Consider the following 15417-nt stretch of genomic DNA (forward strand, 5'->3'; position numbering starts at 1 on the left):
GGTCGGGATGGTGGAGAGTGAGTTATGGGGTTTGATCAGGTGCGTCAGCGCCGTTTGTCTGACGACATCGTCGAGCAGCTTGAGGGCATGATCCTTGAGGGCACGCTGAAGTCGGGCGAGCGCTTGCCGGCCGAGCGCGCACTGGCCGAGCAGTTCGGGGTGTCGCGGCCGTCGTTGCGTGAGGCGATCCAAAAGCTGGTGGCAAAAGGTTTGCTGATCAGTCGCCAAGGTGGTGGCAATTATGTGGTGGAGTCGCTGGGTTCAACCTTCAGTGATCCGCTGCTGCATCTGCTGGAAAATAATCCGGAGGCTCAGCGTGATCTTCTGGAGTTTCGTCAGACCCTGGAGGCCTCTTGCGCGTATTACGCAGCGTTGCGTGCCACTGAGGTGGACCGCGAGCGGCTGACCGCGGCGTTCGAGGAGTTGCAGGATTGCTACACGCGGTCGGATGAAGTGAGTCGGGCGGAAGAGGGCGCGGCGGATGCGAGGTTTCACCTGGCCATCGCCGAGGCCAGCCATAACGCGGTATTGCTGCACACCATTCGCGGCCTGTTCGACCTGCTCAAGCGTAATGTGGTGACCAATATTGGCGGCATGTACCAGCAGCGTACGGAGACCCGCGACATGCTGATCAATCAGCATCGGGACCTGTACCTGGCGATTATCGAGGGGCGTGCCGAGCAGGCACGGGAAGTCTCAACACGTCACCTGCTGTATGTGCAGGAAGTGCTGGAGGAAGTGCGGCAGGAGGTTCAGCGCATGGCCCGGGCGGAACGGCGCAAAGGGATGTAGCAAATGCTGTGGATGAGGGAGCGGGCTCCGTCATCCACATCAAGTCACAAGAAAGTCAGTCTTCCTTGCCCTTGTTGCGCACGGCACGCTGCAATTCCCGGTTGGAATCGCGCTCGCGCTCGGTATCACGCTTGTCGTATTCCTTCTTGCCCTTGCCCAGTGCGATCTCGCACTTGACCAGGTGCTTGCTCCAGTACCACGACAGGCAGACACAGGCGTAGCCCTTTTGCTGCACGGCGGCGTGGAGCTTTTCCAGCTCGCGGGCATTGAGCAACAGCTTGCGCGTGCGCACCGGGTCGGCGATCACGTGGGTGCTCGCGGTCATCAGCGGCGTGATATGACTGCCGAGCAGCCATGCCTCGCCGTCTTTGAGCAGCACATAACTGTCGACCAGCTGCAGCTTGCTGGCACGCAGACTTTTTACTTCCCAGCCGGCCAGGACCAGACCAGCCTCGAAACGATGTTCGATGAAGTAATCGTGTCGCGCCTTTTTATTTTGCGCGATGGTCCCTGTTGGGTGTTTCTTTTGTTTAGCCATAGGGGCGGCATTATAGGGAGTTGCGAGCGCGTCGGCTACGGTCAACCTGCGTGCTTGAGCGTGTTGAATGAATCCCGGACAATGCAGGCTGGTTTTTGATTTTTTTCTTTCGCGAATCCTGTTGTCCTTTCGCGATGTTTGCCGCTCAGCTGTGGAAATAACGCTCACATGACGACGCATATTCAACGTTCGGCCCTGCTGCCTTATCCGGCACAGGCGCTCTATGACCTGGTCAACGACGTGGCGCGTTACCCGGAGTTCCTGCCTTGGTGTTCGACTGCCGAGGTGTTGGAGAGCAGTGATGAGCACATGGTTGCCAGCGTGGGGGTGGCAAAGGGCGGCTTGAGCCAGCACTTTGTCACGCGCAACACGCTGGTGCCCGGGCAGTCCATCGAGATGAATCTCGAAGAAGGTCCGTTCACTCAGTTGCACGGTGTGTGGGTGTTCAAGGCGTTGAACGAGAAAGCCTGCAAGATCAGCCTGGACCTGTCGTTCGACTATGCCGGCCCTATCGTGCGTGCCACCCTGGGGCCACTGTTCAATCAGGCGGCCAATACACTGGTGGACGCGTTTTGCCAGCGCGCCAAGCAAATGCATGGCTGAGCCATTGGTTGAAATCGAGGTGGTGTACGCCGCGGTGGATCGCCAGGTGTTGATGAGCCTGGCAGTAGCACCGGGCTCAACCCTCAGGGCCGCAGTGTTGGGCTCGGGGATGGCTGCGCAATTTCCGGAGCTGAATCTGCAGGATTGCCCCTTGGGGATTTTCGGCAAGGTGGTAGCGGACGCTGACGTGCGTGTGGTGCAGGCTGGAGACCGAATCGAGATCTATCGGCCATTGCTCGCAGATCCGATGGAGATACGTCGTTTGCGTGCAGCCAAGGCTGCCAAGGCAAAACAGCAGAATTCATAGCTTGAGAAACGGCAGACAACAAAAAGCCCGGCATGCCGGGCTTTTTATCGAGCGCTGCAAACTTATTGCGGGCTGGCATCCAGGGGTTCTGGAGTCGGCACCGGAACGGTTTGCACGCCGTCGACGCCTTTCTGGATCTCGTCCAGCAAGGAGCCGGGCTTGGCCGGTACCTCGGACTTGGGCTTCTCCTCGTTCTGCGCGGGCGCAGGAGCGGTGGTGCCGTTGTCCTTGCCCAGCAAGGCTTCATCGCGGCTTACGCCCGGTTTGAAGTCCCCCGACAGGCTGACGAGCTGGTCATTGCCATTGAAGATGACACTGACCCGCTCCTGCTGGCGTTCACCGCCACCAGGTTGGATGCTATAGAGATAATCCCAGCGATCGGCATGGAATGTGTCGGTCAGCAGGGGATTGCCCATGATAAACCGTACTTGCCGTCGGGTCATTCCCGGGCGTAACTGGTCTATCATGTCCTGCGTGACGACATTGCCCTGCTGGATGTCGATTTTGTAAACCCCGGGGAATGAACAACCGGCGAGTGCGAGCAGTCCCACAAAGGTGAAACTGGTTAGCAAGAGCTTGGTGTTTTGCATCGGTGGGCGACTTCCACTATCTTGGCTGGGACAACGTAAACGCCGATCATACCCGTATTAAGAGAAGCTGCGAAGCAGCATCCGCGAGAAAGCTAACCATGGTTGAAAATAGCGAACTACGCAAAGCCGGTCTTAAAGTGACTCTGCCACGAGTCAAGATTCTACAAATGCTCGATTCTGCTGAGCAGCGCCACATGAGTGCCGAGGATGTATACAAGGCGCTGATGGAGTCTAACGAGGACGTCGGCCTGGCCACGGTTTACCGTGTTCTGACCCAGTTTGAAGCAGCAGGACTGGTGGTTCGTCATAATTTCGACGGCGGTCATGCAGTGTTCGAACTGGCCGACGGCGGTCATCACGACCACATGGTTGACCTGGATACCAATGAGGTTATCGAGTTCACCAGTCCGGAAATCGAGAAGCTCCAGCACATGATCGCTGAGCAGCATGGATTCGATTTGGTGGACCACAATCTGGTTCTCTACATACGTAAGAAAAAGTAAGAAAGCTACGCAGATTCGCTCTGCGAAACGATCGAAGGCGACCCTAGGGTCGCCTTCGTGCTTTCTATAGAAAGAAAATACTCAGTAAGCCAGGCTTCAGGCCTTCGCGGTTACCACCATTTTCTTCGCGTGAGCCAAGGACTCCTTGGTCAAGTCGATGCCGCCGAGCATCCGCGCCACTTCTTCTACCCGTTCGGTCTTGTTCAGCTTGGACACGGCGGTATGGGTCGCATCGCTGCCTCGCACCTTGTGCACGAACAAGTGCTGATGCCCTTGGGCGGCTACTTGTGGCAAGTGGGTAACGGTCAGTACCTGGCCGCGATCGCCCAGCCGGCGCAGCAACTGGCCCACGATCTCGGCCGTCGGGCCGCCGATCCCTACGTCCACTTCATCGAATACCAGTGTTGGCACGCGAGAGGTCTGGGCGGTGATCACCTGAATCGCCAGGCTGATCCGCGACAGCTCGCCGCCGGAAGCTACCTTTGCCAGTGCTTTGAGTGGCTGGCCCGGGTTCGCGCTGACCAGCAGTTCTACCTGTTCAAGGCCGTTGGGCAGCAGTTCATTGCTGGTGTTAGTGTGCAACTCGATGGTGAAGCGCCCGCCGGGCATGCCCAGGCGCTGGATTTCCTGCTCCACCGCGCTGGCCAGGCCGGTCGCTGCCTGATGGCGCAGGTCGCTGAGTTCTCGGGCTTTCTCGTGATAATGGCGAGCAAAGGACGCCAACTCTTCACCCAGTCGCTCGATGGATTCGTCGTTGGCGTTCAGGGTTTCAATTTCATCCAGCAGCTTTTGCTGCATGGTTGCGACTTCGGTCGGCTGGATCCGGTGTTTGCGCGCCAGGGTGTAGATGGTGTCCAGGCGCTCTTCTATATCCTGCAGGCGGGCTGGGTCGGCATCGAAGTGATCGAGAAAGCGGTTCAGTTCGCCCACGGCTTCTTCTACCTGGATTTGCGCGCTGGTCAGCAAGGTGGTGGCTTCGTTCAGCGAGCCTGATGCGTTATTCACGCTGGATAGTCGGTTCAGGCTTGCAGTCAGGGCGTTGAGCACATTGCCGGAATCACTTTCGCTGCACTGCTCCACCACTTGCCGGCAGATACCCAGCAGGGTTTCGGCGTTGGTCAGGTTCTTGTGTTCCTGTTCCAGTTGCTCCAGTTCCGTCTCGCCGAGCCCCAAGCTTTCCAGTTCTTCCAGTTGGTAGCTGAGCAACTGGTGACGGGCGCGCTGCTCGTCGCCGGAGTTGGAGAGGCGCTCCAGCTCCTGGCGGGTCTGGCGCCAGCGCTGCGCAGCCAATTGCACCTGGCGCGCAAGATCGGTGGCACCGGCGTACTCGTCGAGGAGTCGGCGATGGGTGTCGGTTTTCAGCAGGGACTGGTGTTCATGCTGGCTGTGGATATCGATCAGCAGTTCGCCCAGGGCTTTCAAATCGCCGAGCGGGCAGGGCGTGCCATTTATATAGCCGCGGGAGCGCCCTTCGGCCGTGATCACCCGGCGCAGGATGCACGGGCCTTCATTGTTAAGGTCGCGCTCGGCAAGCCAGGCCTCGGCTTCCGGGATATCGGCCAGGTCAAAGGTGGCGAGGATATCGGCCTTGTCGGCGCCCGGGCGTACCACCCCGCTGTCGGCGCGATCACCCAGGGTCAGGCCCAGAGCGTCGAGCATGATCGACTTGCCGGCGCCGGTTTCGCCTGTGATTACGCTCATCCCGCGATCCAGTTCAAGATCCAGATGTTCAACGATGGCGTAGTTATGTACGGACAGGTGCACCAGCATGACGGCCGCTCCCAGGCTTTAGGTCTGGTTATTTATACAGTGTTTTGTTTGGAGGTGACAATCCTGATGCTTAGTCCGATTTGCTTGAATAACTGGATTTTTAAGCGCAACAGGGAATGATTGATAAGAATTGATCCAGGACAAGTGAAAGACTTTTGGTAACGCCTCAACCCTTGAACCTGAAAATTGTGGCCCCATATACCGGAACAGAAGCGCGAGTCGAGTTCGCGCATGATTTTGAAAGGAGAAATCTATGGCTGACGAACAGACGCAGGATACGCAAAATCCAGACGCCAACCAGGCCGCAGGTGAAGACCTGGCCGCTCGTGTGCAAGTGCTCGAAGAGCAATTGGCAGGCGCGCAGGATCAATCGTTGCGTGTTGCCGCTGATCTGCAGAACGTCCGCCGCCGCGCCGAGCAGGATGTAGAAAAAGCTCACAAATTCGCCCTGGAAAAATTTGCCGGTGATCTGTTGCCGATCATCGACAGCCTGGAGCGTGGCCTTGAGCTGTCCAATCCGGACGACGAAAACATCCGCCCAATGCGCGAAGGGATCGAACTGACTCTGAAAATGTTCCAGGACACCCTGAAGCGTTATCAGCTGGAAGCCATCGATCCGCAAGGCGGCGAGCCGTTCAATGCCGAGCATCACCAGGCAATGGCGATGCAGGAAAACGCTGATCTTGAGCCGAACAGCGTATTGAAGGTGTTCCAGAAGGGTTACCAGCTCAACGGTCGCTTGCTGCGCCCGGCAATGGTTGTGGTGAGCAAGGCTCCTGCACCGGTTGCACCTTCTATTGATGAGCAGGCTTGAAATAAGTCGTAACGGCCCCATCTATAAGTCAAGCGTTTAAGTACTGCCGCAGTTAGCCACCACTGCTGCGGCAAAAAAATCTAAGTTTCGGGAGAGTAAATCATGGGCAAAATTATCGGTATCGACCTGGGGACTACCAACTCCTGCGTCTCCGTGCTGGAAAACGGCGTATCCAAAGTTATTGAAAACGCCGAAGGCGCACGCACCACTCCGTCCATCGTGGCTTATGCCAACGACGGCGAAATCCTGGTGGGCCAGTCCGCCAAGCGTCAAGCTGTGACCAATCCGCATAACACCCTGTACGCGGTGAAGCGTCTGATCGGTCGTAAGTTCGACGAAGAAGTCGTACAGAAAGACATCAAGATGGTCCCGTACAAAATCGCCAAGGCTGACAACGGCGACGCCTGGGTTGAAGTGAACGGCCAGAAAATGTCGCCGCCACAAATCTCGGCTGAAATCTTGAAAAAGATGAAGAAAACCGCCGAAGACTACCTCGGTGAAGCCGTGACTGAAGCGGTGATCACCGTTCCGGCCTACTTCAACGACAGCCAGCGCCAGGCGACCAAAGACGCCGGCCGTATTGCTGGCCTGGACGTGAAACGTATCATCAACGAACCAACCGCAGCCGCTCTGGCCTACGGTATGGACAAGGCCAAGGGCGACCACACTGTGATCGTTTACGACCTGGGTGGCGGTACCTTCGACGTTTCCGTGATCGAAATCGCTGAAGTCGATGGCGAGCACCAGTTCGAAGTGTTGGCCACCAACGGTGACACGTTCCTGGGCGGTGAAGACTTTGACATTCGTCTGATCGACTACCTCGTTGACGAATTCAAGAAAGAAAGCGGCATGAACCTCAAGGGTGACCCGCTGGCCATGCAGCGCCTGAAAGAAGCCGCTGAGAAAGCCAAGATCGAACTGTCTTCGAGCAATTCGACCGACGTGAACCTGCCGTACATCACTGCAGACGCTACCGGTCCTAAGCACTTGAACGTGAAAATCTCCCGCGCCAAGCTGGAAGCGCTGGTAGAAGACCTGGTTCAACGCACCATCGAGCCTTGCCGCATTGCGCTGAAAGACTCGGGTATCGACGTTGGCGCGATCAACGACGTGATCCTGGTGGGCGGTCAGACCCGTATGCCACTGGTTCAGAAGCTGGTGACCGAGTTCTTCGGTAAAGAAGCGCGTAAAGACGTGAACCCGGACGAAGCAGTTGCCATGGGTGCTGCCATCCAGGGCGCGGTATTGGCCGGCGACGTGAAAGACGTTCTGCTGCTGGACGTAAGCCCGCTGACCCTGGGTATCGAAACCATGGGCGGCGTGATGACTGCGCTGATCGAGAAAAACACCACGATCCCTACCAAGAAATCGCAAGTGTTCTCGACTGCCGACGACAACCAGGGCGCCGTGACCATTCACGTGCTGCAAGGTGAGCGTAAGCAAGCCGGTCAGAACAAGTCCCTGGGCAAGTTCGACCTGGCCGAGATTCCACCAGCACCACGTGGCGTGCCGCAAATTGAAGTGACCTTCGACATCGACGCCAACGGTATTCTGCACGTAGGCGCCAAAGACAAGGCCACCGGCAAGACTCAGTCGATCGTTATCAAGGCTAACTCGGGTCTGTCCGAGGAAGAAATCCAGCAGATGATCCGTGATGCTGAAGCCAATGCTGACGAAGACCGCAAGTTCGAAGAACTGGCCGCTGCCCGTAACCAGGGTGATGCACTGGTTCACTCGACTCGCAAAATGATCGCTGATGCTGGCGACAAAGTGACTGCTGAAGAGAAAACTGCAATCGAAGCCGCAGTAGTTGCCCTGGAAGCCGCCGTTAAAGGCGACGACAAGGCTGCTATCGAAGCCAAGGTTGAAGAGCTGTCGAAAGTCTCTGCGCCAGTGGCTCAGAAAATGTACGCCGAACAAGGCCAGCCGGCTGACGGTGCTGCACACCAGGCAGAACCTGAAGCCAAGCACGACGACGTTGTCGATGCCGAGTTCGAAGAAGTCAAAGACCAGAAGTAACTTGGTCGCCCGGTTGACCGCTCACAAGCGGTGACTGGTAGGATGTCGCCGCGCGGGAGCTTGCTCCCGCGTTGGCGTGTCTGGGGTACGCGAATTTTTACAGCATGCGACAACGCTCGGATGCTGGCGGTGTGATCGGGAATGCTCCTGCTTTCCGGACGACAGTCACCGCGTTTTTGGCCGGTTTCCGGTTGAAAGCAGTAACGACCAGGATCGTTGAATTGACGTGAGTTGGGTCCGGGCCTGTATTGGGGCTCAACGAGTTTGGCAAGGCTCAGGAGGGTTTTGCCGGACGTCCTTAAGAGTGCAAAGACTTATGGCAAAGCGTGACTATTACGAAGTGTTGGGTGTGGAGCGCGGCTCCAGCGAGGCGGACCTGAAAAAGGCTTACCGTCGCCTGGCAATGAAGCACCACCCGGACCGTAATCCGGATAGCAAAGAATCCGAAGAGCTGTTCAAAGAGGCCAATGAGGCCTACGAATGCCTGTGTGATCCGAACAAGCGCGCCGCTTACGATCAGTATGGCCATGCCGGTGTCGACCCAAGCATGGGTGGCGGCGGTGCGGGTTTCGGCGGGCAGAACTTCTCCGATATTTTCGGCGACGTGTTCAGCGACTTCTTTGGCGGCGGCCGTGGTGGCCAGCGTGGCGGTGCCCAGCGTGGCAGCGACCTGCGCTACACCCTGGAGCTGAACCTGGAAGAAGCGGTGCGCGGTACCAGCGTCAATATCCGTGTTCCGACGCTGGTCAATTGCAAGCCGTGCGACGGTTCGGGCGCCAAGAAAGGCTCCTCGCCGATCACTTGCCCGACTTGCGGCGGTATCGGCCAGGTACGCATGCAGCAAGGCTTCTTCTCGGTGCAGCAAACCTGCCCGCGCTGCCACGGCCAGGGCAAGATCATTTCCGATCCGTGCGACTCGTGCCACGGCGAGGGGCGTGTCGAAGAGTACAAGACCCTCTCGGTGAAAGTGCCGGCGGGTGTTGATACCGGCGACCGCATTCGTCTGTCGGGCGAAGGCGAGGCGGGCACTCAGGGCGGCCCGACGGGCGACCTGTACGTGGTGATCAATGTGCGCGAGCACTCGATCTTCCAGCGCGACGGCAAGCATTTGTTCTGTGAAGTGCCGATCAGCTTTGTCGATGCGGCCCTGGGTGGCGAGCTTGAGATTCCGACGCTGGACGGTCGGGTCAAGCTGAAGATCCCTGAGGGTACGCAGACCGGCAAGCAGTTCCGTATCCGTGGCAAAGGCGTTGCGCCGGTGCGCGGTGGCGGTGCTGGCGACCTGATGTGCCGTGTGGCGGTAGAGACGCCGGTGAACCTGGGGCGTCGTCAGCGCGAACTGTTGGAAGAGTTCCGCAGCTCCCTGGCCGGCGATGACACTCATTCGCCAAAAACCACCGGCTGGTTCGAAGGCGTGAAGCGCTTCTTCGGCGACCTGTAAGGAAGTGAGTATGCGACGTATCGCGGTGATGGGCGCTGCCGGGCGCATGGGCAAGACCCTGGTCGAGGCCGTGCAGGCGCGCTCGCCGGCCTCCGGGCTGACGGCGGCGATTGTTCGTCCCGGCAGCACCTTGATAGGTGCGGACGCGGGTGAGTTGGCGTCCCTGGGGCGGATCGGTGTTTCGTTGTCCGGCAATCTGGAGCAGGTTGCCGACGAGTTTGACGTGCTGATCGATTTCACCCTGCCGGACGTGATGCTGAAAAACCTGGCGTTCTGCCGCAAGGCAGGCAAGGCCATGGTGATCGGCACAACGGGCCTGAGCGCCGAGCAAAAGCAGCTGCTGGTGGAGGCGGGCAAGGATATTCCAATCGTGTTCGCGGCCAATTTCAGCGTCGGCGTCAATCTGTCGCTGAAGCTGCTCGACATGGCGGCGCGGGTGATGGGTGATGAGGCTGACATCGAGATCATCGAGACTCATCACCGGCACAAGATCGATGCGCCGTCCGGTACGGCATTGCGTATGGGCGAGGCGATTGCCGATGCCCTGGGTCGTGACCTGTCGAAGGTGGCGGTGTATGGTCGTGAAGGTCATACCGGGGCTCGCGCCCACGACACCATCGGTTTTGCCACCGTTCGCGGCGGTGATGTGGTGGGCGATCACACGGTGTTGTTCGCAACCGAGGGTGAGCGTCTTGAGATCACCCACAAGGCCTCGAGCCGCATGACGTTCGCCAAGGGTGCCGTACGTGCGGCGCTGTGGCTGGAGGGTCGTACGCCGGCCCTGTACGACATGCGCGACGTGCTGGACCTGCATTAAGAAGTAGCTAAAACGGGGTCTCAGGAATATGCTGAGGCCCCGTTTTTACCCGCTAGGCGACGTCCTGTCGCATTCCCCTGCCTTTAAGGCTCATTAGCGGTGGACCAAAAAAGCCTTTTTCTGTAAGCTACAGCTTTAGTGTGTCCACTAAAAGCGCGCAGAATAATTCAGTGAAGAAGCGGGGTGACGTGTCCATACGTCACTCCGCTTTTTTACAACCTGCGATCGCCCTTTCAGGCTTTATTTACGGGAGGTCTTCTTGACTAAGCCAGCCATACTCGCCCTTGCTGATGGCAGCATTTTTCGCGGCGAAGCCATTGGAGCCGACGGTCAGACCGTTGGAGAGGTGGTGTTCAACACCGCCATGACCGGCTATCAGGAAATCCTTACTGATCCTTCCTACGCCCAACAGATCGTTACCCTGACCTATCCGCACATCGGCAACACCGGTACTACACCGGAAGACGCCGAGTCTGATCGTGTCTGGTCGGCTGGCCTGGTCATTCGTGACCTGCCACTGGTAGCGAGCAACTGGCGTAACACGATGTCCCTGTCCGATTACCTGAAAGCCAACAACGTTGTGGCGATCGCCGGTATCGATACGCGTCGCCTGACACGCATCCTGCGTGAAAAAGGCTCGCAGAACGGCTGCATCATGGCCGGTGACAACATCTCCGAAGAAGCAGCGATTGCAGCGGCCCAAGGTTTCCCTGGCCTGAAAGGCATGGATCTGGCGAAAGTCGTCAGCACCAAGGAAACGTACGAGTGGCGCTCCACCGTCTGGGACTTGAAGACCGACAGCCACGCGACCATCGAAGCTTCCGAACTGCCGTACCACGTCGTGGCCTACGACTACGGTATCAAGCACAACATCCTGCGCATGCTGGTCGAGCGCGGTTGCCGCGTGACCGTGGTGCCTGCGCAGACCCCGGCCAACGACGTACTGGCCCTGCAGCCGGACGGCGTGTTCCTGTCCAACGGCCCGGGTGACCCGGAGCCTTGCGACTACGCCATCAAGGCGATCAAGGAAGTGCTGGAAACCGAGATCCCGGTGTTCGGCATCTGCCTCGGCCACCAGCTGCTCGCCCTGGCTTCCGGCGCCAAGACCCTGAAAATGGGGCACGGCCACCACGGTGCCAACCACCCGGTGCAGGACCTGGACACTGGCGTCGTGATGATCACCAGCCAGAACCACGGTTTTGCGGTGGATGAAGCGACGCTGCCGGGCAACGTCCGGGCGATTCACAAGTCGCTGTTCGACGGTTCCCTGCAAGGTATCGAGCGCACCGACAAGAGCGCGTTCAGCTTCCAGGGCCACCCTGAAGCAAGCCCGGGCCCGAACGACGTAGCGCCGCTGTTCGACCGTTTCATCAATGAGATGGCCAAGCGACGCTAACTGAGCGGCCTGAGGGCGGCCCGGGAAACCGGCGGCCCCCTCGGGCTCTTCAAAGATTGTTCAAGACGGCTTGCCGACTGACCTGCGGATTTGAGTGACAAACCCATGCCAAAACGTACAGACATAAAAAGCATCCTGATTCTCGGCGCTGGCCCGATCGTGATCGGCCAGGCCTGCGAATTCGACTACTCCGGCGCCCAGGCCTGTAAAGCCCTGCGCGAAGAGGGCTACCGCGTCATCCTGGTGAACTCCAACCCGGCCACCATCATGACCGACCCGGACATGGCCGACGCCACCTACATCGAGCCGATCAAGTGGCAGACCGTTGCCAAGATCATCGAGAAAGAGCGTCCGGACGCACTGCTGCCAACCATGGGTGGCCAGACCGCCCTGAACTGCGCACTGGACCTGGAGCGCGAAGGCGTCCTGGAGAAGTTCGGCGTAGAGATGATCGGCGCCAATGCCGACACCATCGACAAGGCTGAAGACCGTTCGCGTTTCGACAAGGCCATGAAGTCCATCGGCCTTGATTGCCCGCGTTCTGGTATCGCCCACAGCATGGAAGAGGCCAACGCGGTCCTGGAGCGCCTGGGCTTCCCGTGCATCATCCGTCCGTCCTTCACCATGGGCGGCACCGGCGGCGGTATCGCTTACAACCGTGAAGAGTTCGAAGAAATCTGCGCCCGCGGCCTGGACCTGTCTCCGACCAAAGAGCTGCTGATCGACGAATCCCTGATCGGCTGGAAAGAATATGAGATGGAGGTTGTCCGCGATAAGAAGGACAACTGCATCATCGTCTGCTCGATCGAAAACTTCGACCCGATGGGCGTGCACACCGGTGACTCGATCACCGTTGCGCCGGCACAGACCCTGACGGACAAGGAATACCAGATCATGCGTAACGCCTCTTTGGCGGTGCTGCGTGAGATCGGTGTGGAAACCGGTGGCTCCAACGTCCAGTTCGGCATCTGCCCGGACACTGGCCGCATGGTTGTGATCGAGATGAACCCGCGTGTATCGCGTTCTTCGGCGCTGGCATCGAAAGCTACCGGCTTCCCGATTGCGCGCATCGCCGCCAAGCTGGCGATCGGTTACACCCTGGACGAGCTGCAGAACGAAATCACCGGCGGCGCAACACCGGCTTCCTTCGAGCCGTCGATCGATTACGTCGTCACCAAGTTGCCACGCTTCGCTTTCGAGAAATTCCCGAAAGCCGACGCCCGCCTGACCACTCAGATGAAGTCGGTCGGTGAAGTCATGGCCATCGGCCGGACCTTCCAGGAGTCCCTGCAGAAAGCCCTGCGCGGCCTGGAAGTGGGCGTTTGCGGCCTGGACGAGAAGCTCGACCTGAGCAACCCGGAAAGCATGAGCGTGCTCAAGCGCGAGCTGACCGTGCCGGGTGCCGAGCGTATCTGGTACGTGGCCGATGCTTTCCGCGCCGGCATGACCGTCGAAGACATCTTCGGCATGAACATGATCGACCCGTGGTTCCTGGTGCAGATCGAAGATCTGATCAAGGAAGAAGAGAAGGTCAAGACCCTCGGTCTGTCCTCCATCGACCGCGACCTGATGTTCCGCCTCAAGCGCAAAGGTTTCTCCGACATGCGTCTGGCCAAGCTGCTGGGCGTGACCGAGAAGAACCTGCGCACCCATCGCCACAAGCTGGACATCTTCCCGGTCTACAAGCGCGTTGATACCTGTGCGGCCGAGTTCGCCACCGACACCGCATACATGTACTCCACCTACGAGGAAGAGTGCGAAGCCGCGCCGTCGGGCCGCGACAAGATCATGATCCTGGGCGGCGGTCCAAACCGTATCGGCCAAGGCATCGAGTTCGATTATTGCTGCGTACACGCCGCTCTCGCCCTGCGCGAAGACGGGTACGAGACCATCATGGTCAACTGCAACCCGGAAACTGTTTCTACTGACTACGACACTTCCGACCGTCTGTACTTCGAGCCGGTAACGCTGGAAGACGTACTGGAAATCTGCCGTGTCGAGAAGCCAAAAGGCGTGATCGTCCAGTACGGCGGCCAAACCCCGTTGAAACTGGCTCGCGCACTCGAAGCTGCTGGCGTGCCGATCATCGGTACCAGCCCTGACGCTATCGACCGGGCCGAAGACCGTGAGCGCTTCCAGCAGATGGTTGAGCGCCTGAACCTGCGTCAGCCGCCAAACGCCACTGTGCGCAGCGAAGACGAAGCGATTCGTGCAGCCAGCAAGATTGGTTACCCGCTGGTGGTGCGTCCGTCCTACGTATTGGGCGGCCGGGCGATGGAAATCGTCTACGAAGAAGACGAACTCAAGCGCTACCTGCGTGATGCGGTGAAAGTGTCCAACGACAGCCCGGTGCTGCTGGACCACTTCCTCAACTGCGCCATCGAGATGGACGTGGATGCGGTCTGCGACGGCACCGACGTGGTGATCGGCGCAATCATGCAGCACATCGAACAGGCTGGCGTTCACTCCGGTGACTCCGCTTGCTCGCTGCCGCCATACTCGCTGCCTGCACACATCCAGGACGAGATGCGCGAACAGGTCAAGAAAATGGCCCTGGAGCTGGGCGTGGTCGGCCTGATGAACGTACAGTTGGCGCTGCAAGGCGAAGACATCTACGTCATCGAAGTCAACCCGCGCGCCTCGCGTACCGTGCCGTTTGTTTCCAAGTGCATCGGTGTTTCCCTGGCAATGATTGCTGCCCGTGTGATGGCCGGTAAGACCTTGAAGGAAATCGGCTTCACCAAGGAAATCATTCCGAACTTCTACAGTGTGAAAGAGGCGGTGTTCCCATTCGCCAAATTCCCTGGTGTGGACCCGATCCTGGGCCCGGAGATGAAGTCCACCGGTGAAGTGATGGGCGTGGGCGATACCTTCGGTGAAGCATTCGCCAAAGCCCAGATGGGCGCCAGCGAAGTGCTGCCGACCGGCGGTACTGCGTTCATCAGCGTACGCGATGATGACAAGCCACTGGTTGCAGGTGTGGCCCGTGATCTGATCAACTTGGGCTTCGAAGTCGTGGCCACTGCCGGGACCGCCAAGCTGATCGAGGCTGCCGGCCTGAAAGTGCGTCGCGTGAACAAGGTGACGGAAGGCCGTCCACACGTGGTCGACATGATCAAGAATGACGAAGTCACCCTGATCATCAACACCACCGAAGGTCGCCAGTCGATCGCGGACTCCTACTCCATTCGTCGTAACGCCTTGCAGCACAAGATCTACTGCACCACCACCATTGCTGCTGGCGAAGCTATCTGCGAAGCGCTGAAGTTCGGTCCTGAAAAAACCGTGCGTCGCTTGCAGGATCTACACGCAGGATTGAAGGCATGATCAAATACCCAATGACCGTCCAGGGCGCAAAAGCCCTGGAAGAAGAGCACGCCCACCTGACCAAGGTCGTCCGTCCAAAGCTGAGCCAGGACATCGGTACGGCCCGGGAATTGGGTGACCTGAAGGAAAACGCTGAATACCATGCTGCCCGCGAGCAGCAAGGTATGGTCGAGGCGCGGATCCGTGACATCGAAGGCCGCCTGCAGAATTCGGTGGTTATCGACGTCACGACCATCCCGCATACCGGCAAGGTGATTTTCGGCACCACCGTGGAAATCGCCAACGTCGAGACTGACGAAAGCGTGGTGTACCACATCGTGGGTGAAGACGAGGCCGACTTCAAACTCGGCAAGATCTCCGTCGGTTCGCCGCTGGCCCGCGCCTTGATCGCCAAGGAAGAGGGTGACGTGGTGGCCGTCAAGACGCCTGGTGGCGTGATCGAGTACGAGATTGTCGAAGTTCGTCACATCTGAAAGACGGCGCCCGCTTCGTGCGGGCGC

14 protein-coding genes are annotated in these 15417 nt (G+C 58.8%); 11 read left to right on the top strand and 3 right to left on the bottom strand.

Features of this window, described 5'->3' with window-relative positions:
* Nucleotides 1-24: 24 nt before the first annotated feature.
* Nucleotides 25-792, top strand: a complete 768-nt coding sequence (locus HX805_RS29945) for an FCD domain-containing protein (protein ID WP_003212240.1) — start codon at nucleotides 25-27, stop codon at nucleotides 790-792.
* Nucleotides 793-847: 55 nt separating this feature from the next.
* Here HX805_RS29945 and smpB read toward each other — a convergent pair whose 3' ends face one another.
* A complete protein-coding gene (gene smpB / locus HX805_RS29950; protein WP_003212238.1) occupies nucleotides 848-1330 on the bottom strand; it encodes an SsrA-binding protein SmpB in 483 nt (160 codons plus the stop codon).
* Nucleotides 1331-1498: 168 nt separating this feature from the next.
* Between smpB and HX805_RS29955 the strand changes: the two genes are divergently transcribed.
* Nucleotides 1499-1933 (top strand): type II toxin-antitoxin system RatA family toxin, encoded by a 435-nt coding sequence (locus HX805_RS29955; RefSeq protein WP_003212236.1) that lies wholly within the window; start codon nucleotides 1499-1501, stop codon nucleotides 1931-1933.
* Complete coding sequence (locus HX805_RS29960; RefSeq protein WP_177009217.1) at nucleotides 1926-2240, top strand: RnfH family protein; 315 nt, start codon at nucleotides 1926-1928, stop codon at nucleotides 2238-2240. Before HX805_RS29955 ends, HX805_RS29960 begins: the two co-directional genes overlap by 8 nt.
* Before the next feature lie 62 nt (nucleotides 2241-2302).
* On the opposite strand, the gene HX805_RS29965 is transcribed toward HX805_RS29960, so the two are convergent.
* Entirely contained in the window at nucleotides 2303-2830 is a 528-nt protein-coding gene (locus HX805_RS29965) for an outer membrane protein assembly factor BamE (protein WP_003212232.1), read from the bottom strand.
* Nucleotides 2831-2928: 98 nt separating this feature from the next.
* On the opposite strand from HX805_RS29965, the gene fur reads away from it, so the two are divergent.
* Complete coding sequence (gene fur / locus HX805_RS29970) at nucleotides 2929-3333, top strand: ferric iron uptake transcriptional regulator (protein ID WP_003212228.1); 405 nt, start codon at nucleotides 2929-2931, stop codon at nucleotides 3331-3333.
* A gap of 96 nt (nucleotides 3334-3429) precedes the next feature.
* On the opposite strand, the gene recN is transcribed toward fur, so the two are convergent.
* The gene (gene recN, locus HX805_RS29975) at nucleotides 3430-5103 is read right to left on the bottom strand and encodes a DNA repair protein RecN (RefSeq protein ID WP_008436836.1); all 1674 of its coding nucleotides are present in this window, start codon (nucleotides 5101-5103) and stop codon (nucleotides 3430-3432) included.
* Between the two features lie 253 nt (nucleotides 5104-5356).
* On the opposite strand from recN, the gene grpE reads away from it, so the two are divergent.
* The 7 genes from grpE (at nucleotide 5357) to greA (ending at nucleotide 15390) form a co-directional block, all read left to right on the top strand.
* On the top strand, nucleotides 5357-5917 hold the full coding sequence (gene grpE, locus HX805_RS29980; RefSeq protein WP_003212224.1) for a nucleotide exchange factor GrpE: 561 nt from the start codon (nucleotides 5357-5359) through the stop codon (nucleotides 5915-5917).
* 102 nt (nucleotides 5918-6019) lie between these two features.
* Nucleotides 6020-7936, top strand: coding sequence for a molecular chaperone DnaK (gene dnaK / locus HX805_RS29985; RefSeq protein WP_003212222.1), 1917 nt, complete (start codon nucleotides 6020-6022; stop codon nucleotides 7934-7936).
* A gap of 316 nt (nucleotides 7937-8252) precedes the next feature.
* Nucleotides 8253-9377 carry a molecular chaperone DnaJ gene (dnaJ, locus tag HX805_RS29990; protein WP_003212219.1) on the top strand — a complete coding sequence of 375 codons (1125 nt, stop codon included), beginning with the start codon at nucleotides 8253-8255 and terminating at the stop codon, nucleotides 9375-9377.
* Between the two features lie 10 nt (nucleotides 9378-9387).
* Nucleotides 9388-10194, top strand: a complete 807-nt coding sequence (dapB, locus tag HX805_RS29995) for a 4-hydroxy-tetrahydrodipicolinate reductase (protein WP_134325716.1) — start codon at nucleotides 9388-9390, stop codon at nucleotides 10192-10194.
* A 259-nt stretch (nucleotides 10195-10453) separates the two neighbouring features.
* Nucleotides 10454-11590: a glutamine-hydrolyzing carbamoyl-phosphate synthase small subunit gene (gene carA / locus HX805_RS30000; RefSeq protein WP_003212214.1), complete on the top strand. Its 1137-nt coding sequence runs from the start codon at nucleotides 10454-10456 to the stop codon at nucleotides 11588-11590.
* A gap of 105 nt (nucleotides 11591-11695) precedes the next feature.
* A complete protein-coding gene (carB, locus tag HX805_RS30005; protein WP_003212212.1) occupies nucleotides 11696-14917 on the top strand; it encodes a carbamoyl-phosphate synthase large subunit in 3222 nt (1073 codons plus the stop codon).
* A complete protein-coding gene (greA, locus tag HX805_RS30010) occupies nucleotides 14914-15390 on the top strand; it encodes a transcription elongation factor GreA (protein ID WP_003212209.1) in 477 nt (158 codons plus the stop codon). Before carB ends, greA begins: the two co-directional genes overlap by 4 nt.
* The last annotated feature ends 27 nt before the right edge of the window (nucleotides 15391-15417 follow it).

Source organism: Pseudomonas sp. G5001, assembly GCF_013385475.1.
Lineage (GTDB): Bacteria > Pseudomonadota > Gammaproteobacteria > Pseudomonadales > Pseudomonadaceae > Aquipseudomonas.

What these genes read in the sequence shown, in the direction of transcription:
- carB (WP_003212212.1), top strand. Translation starts at nt 11,696, where the DNA reads ATGCCAAAACGTACAGACATAAAAAGCATCCTGATTCTCGGCGCTGGC.
- fur (WP_003212228.1), top strand. Translation starts at nt 2,929, where the DNA reads ATGGTTGAAAATAGCGAACTACGCAAAGCCGGTCTTAAAGTGACTCTG.
- HX805_RS29955 (WP_003212236.1), top strand. Translation starts at nt 1,499, where the DNA reads ATGACGACGCATATTCAACGTTCGGCCCTGCTGCCTTATCCGGCACAG.
- dnaK (WP_003212222.1), top strand. Translation starts at nt 6,020, where the DNA reads ATGGGCAAAATTATCGGTATCGACCTGGGGACTACCAACTCCTGCGTC.
- HX805_RS29965 (WP_003212232.1), bottom strand. Translation starts at nt 2,830, where the DNA reads ATGCAAAACACCAAGCTCTTGCTAACCAGTTTCACCTTTGTGGGACTG.
- recN (WP_008436836.1), bottom strand. Translation starts at nt 5,103, where the DNA reads ATGCTGGTGCACCTGTCCGTACATAACTACGCCATCGTTGAACATCTG.
- dnaJ (WP_003212219.1), top strand. Translation starts at nt 8,253, where the DNA reads ATGGCAAAGCGTGACTATTACGAAGTGTTGGGTGTGGAGCGCGGCTCC.
- HX805_RS29945 (WP_003212240.1), top strand. Translation starts at nt 25, where the DNA reads ATGGGGTTTGATCAGGTGCGTCAGCGCCGTTTGTCTGACGACATCGTC.
- greA (WP_003212209.1), top strand. Translation starts at nt 14,914, where the DNA reads ATGATCAAATACCCAATGACCGTCCAGGGCGCAAAAGCCCTGGAAGAA.
- HX805_RS29960 (WP_177009217.1), top strand. Translation starts at nt 1,926, where the DNA reads ATGGCTGAGCCATTGGTTGAAATCGAGGTGGTGTACGCCGCGGTGGAT.
- dapB (WP_134325716.1), top strand. Translation starts at nt 9,388, where the DNA reads ATGCGACGTATCGCGGTGATGGGCGCTGCCGGGCGCATGGGCAAGACC.
- grpE (WP_003212224.1), top strand. Translation starts at nt 5,357, where the DNA reads ATGGCTGACGAACAGACGCAGGATACGCAAAATCCAGACGCCAACCAG.
- smpB (WP_003212238.1), bottom strand. Translation starts at nt 1,330, where the DNA reads ATGGCTAAACAAAAGAAACACCCAACAGGGACCATCGCGCAAAATAAA.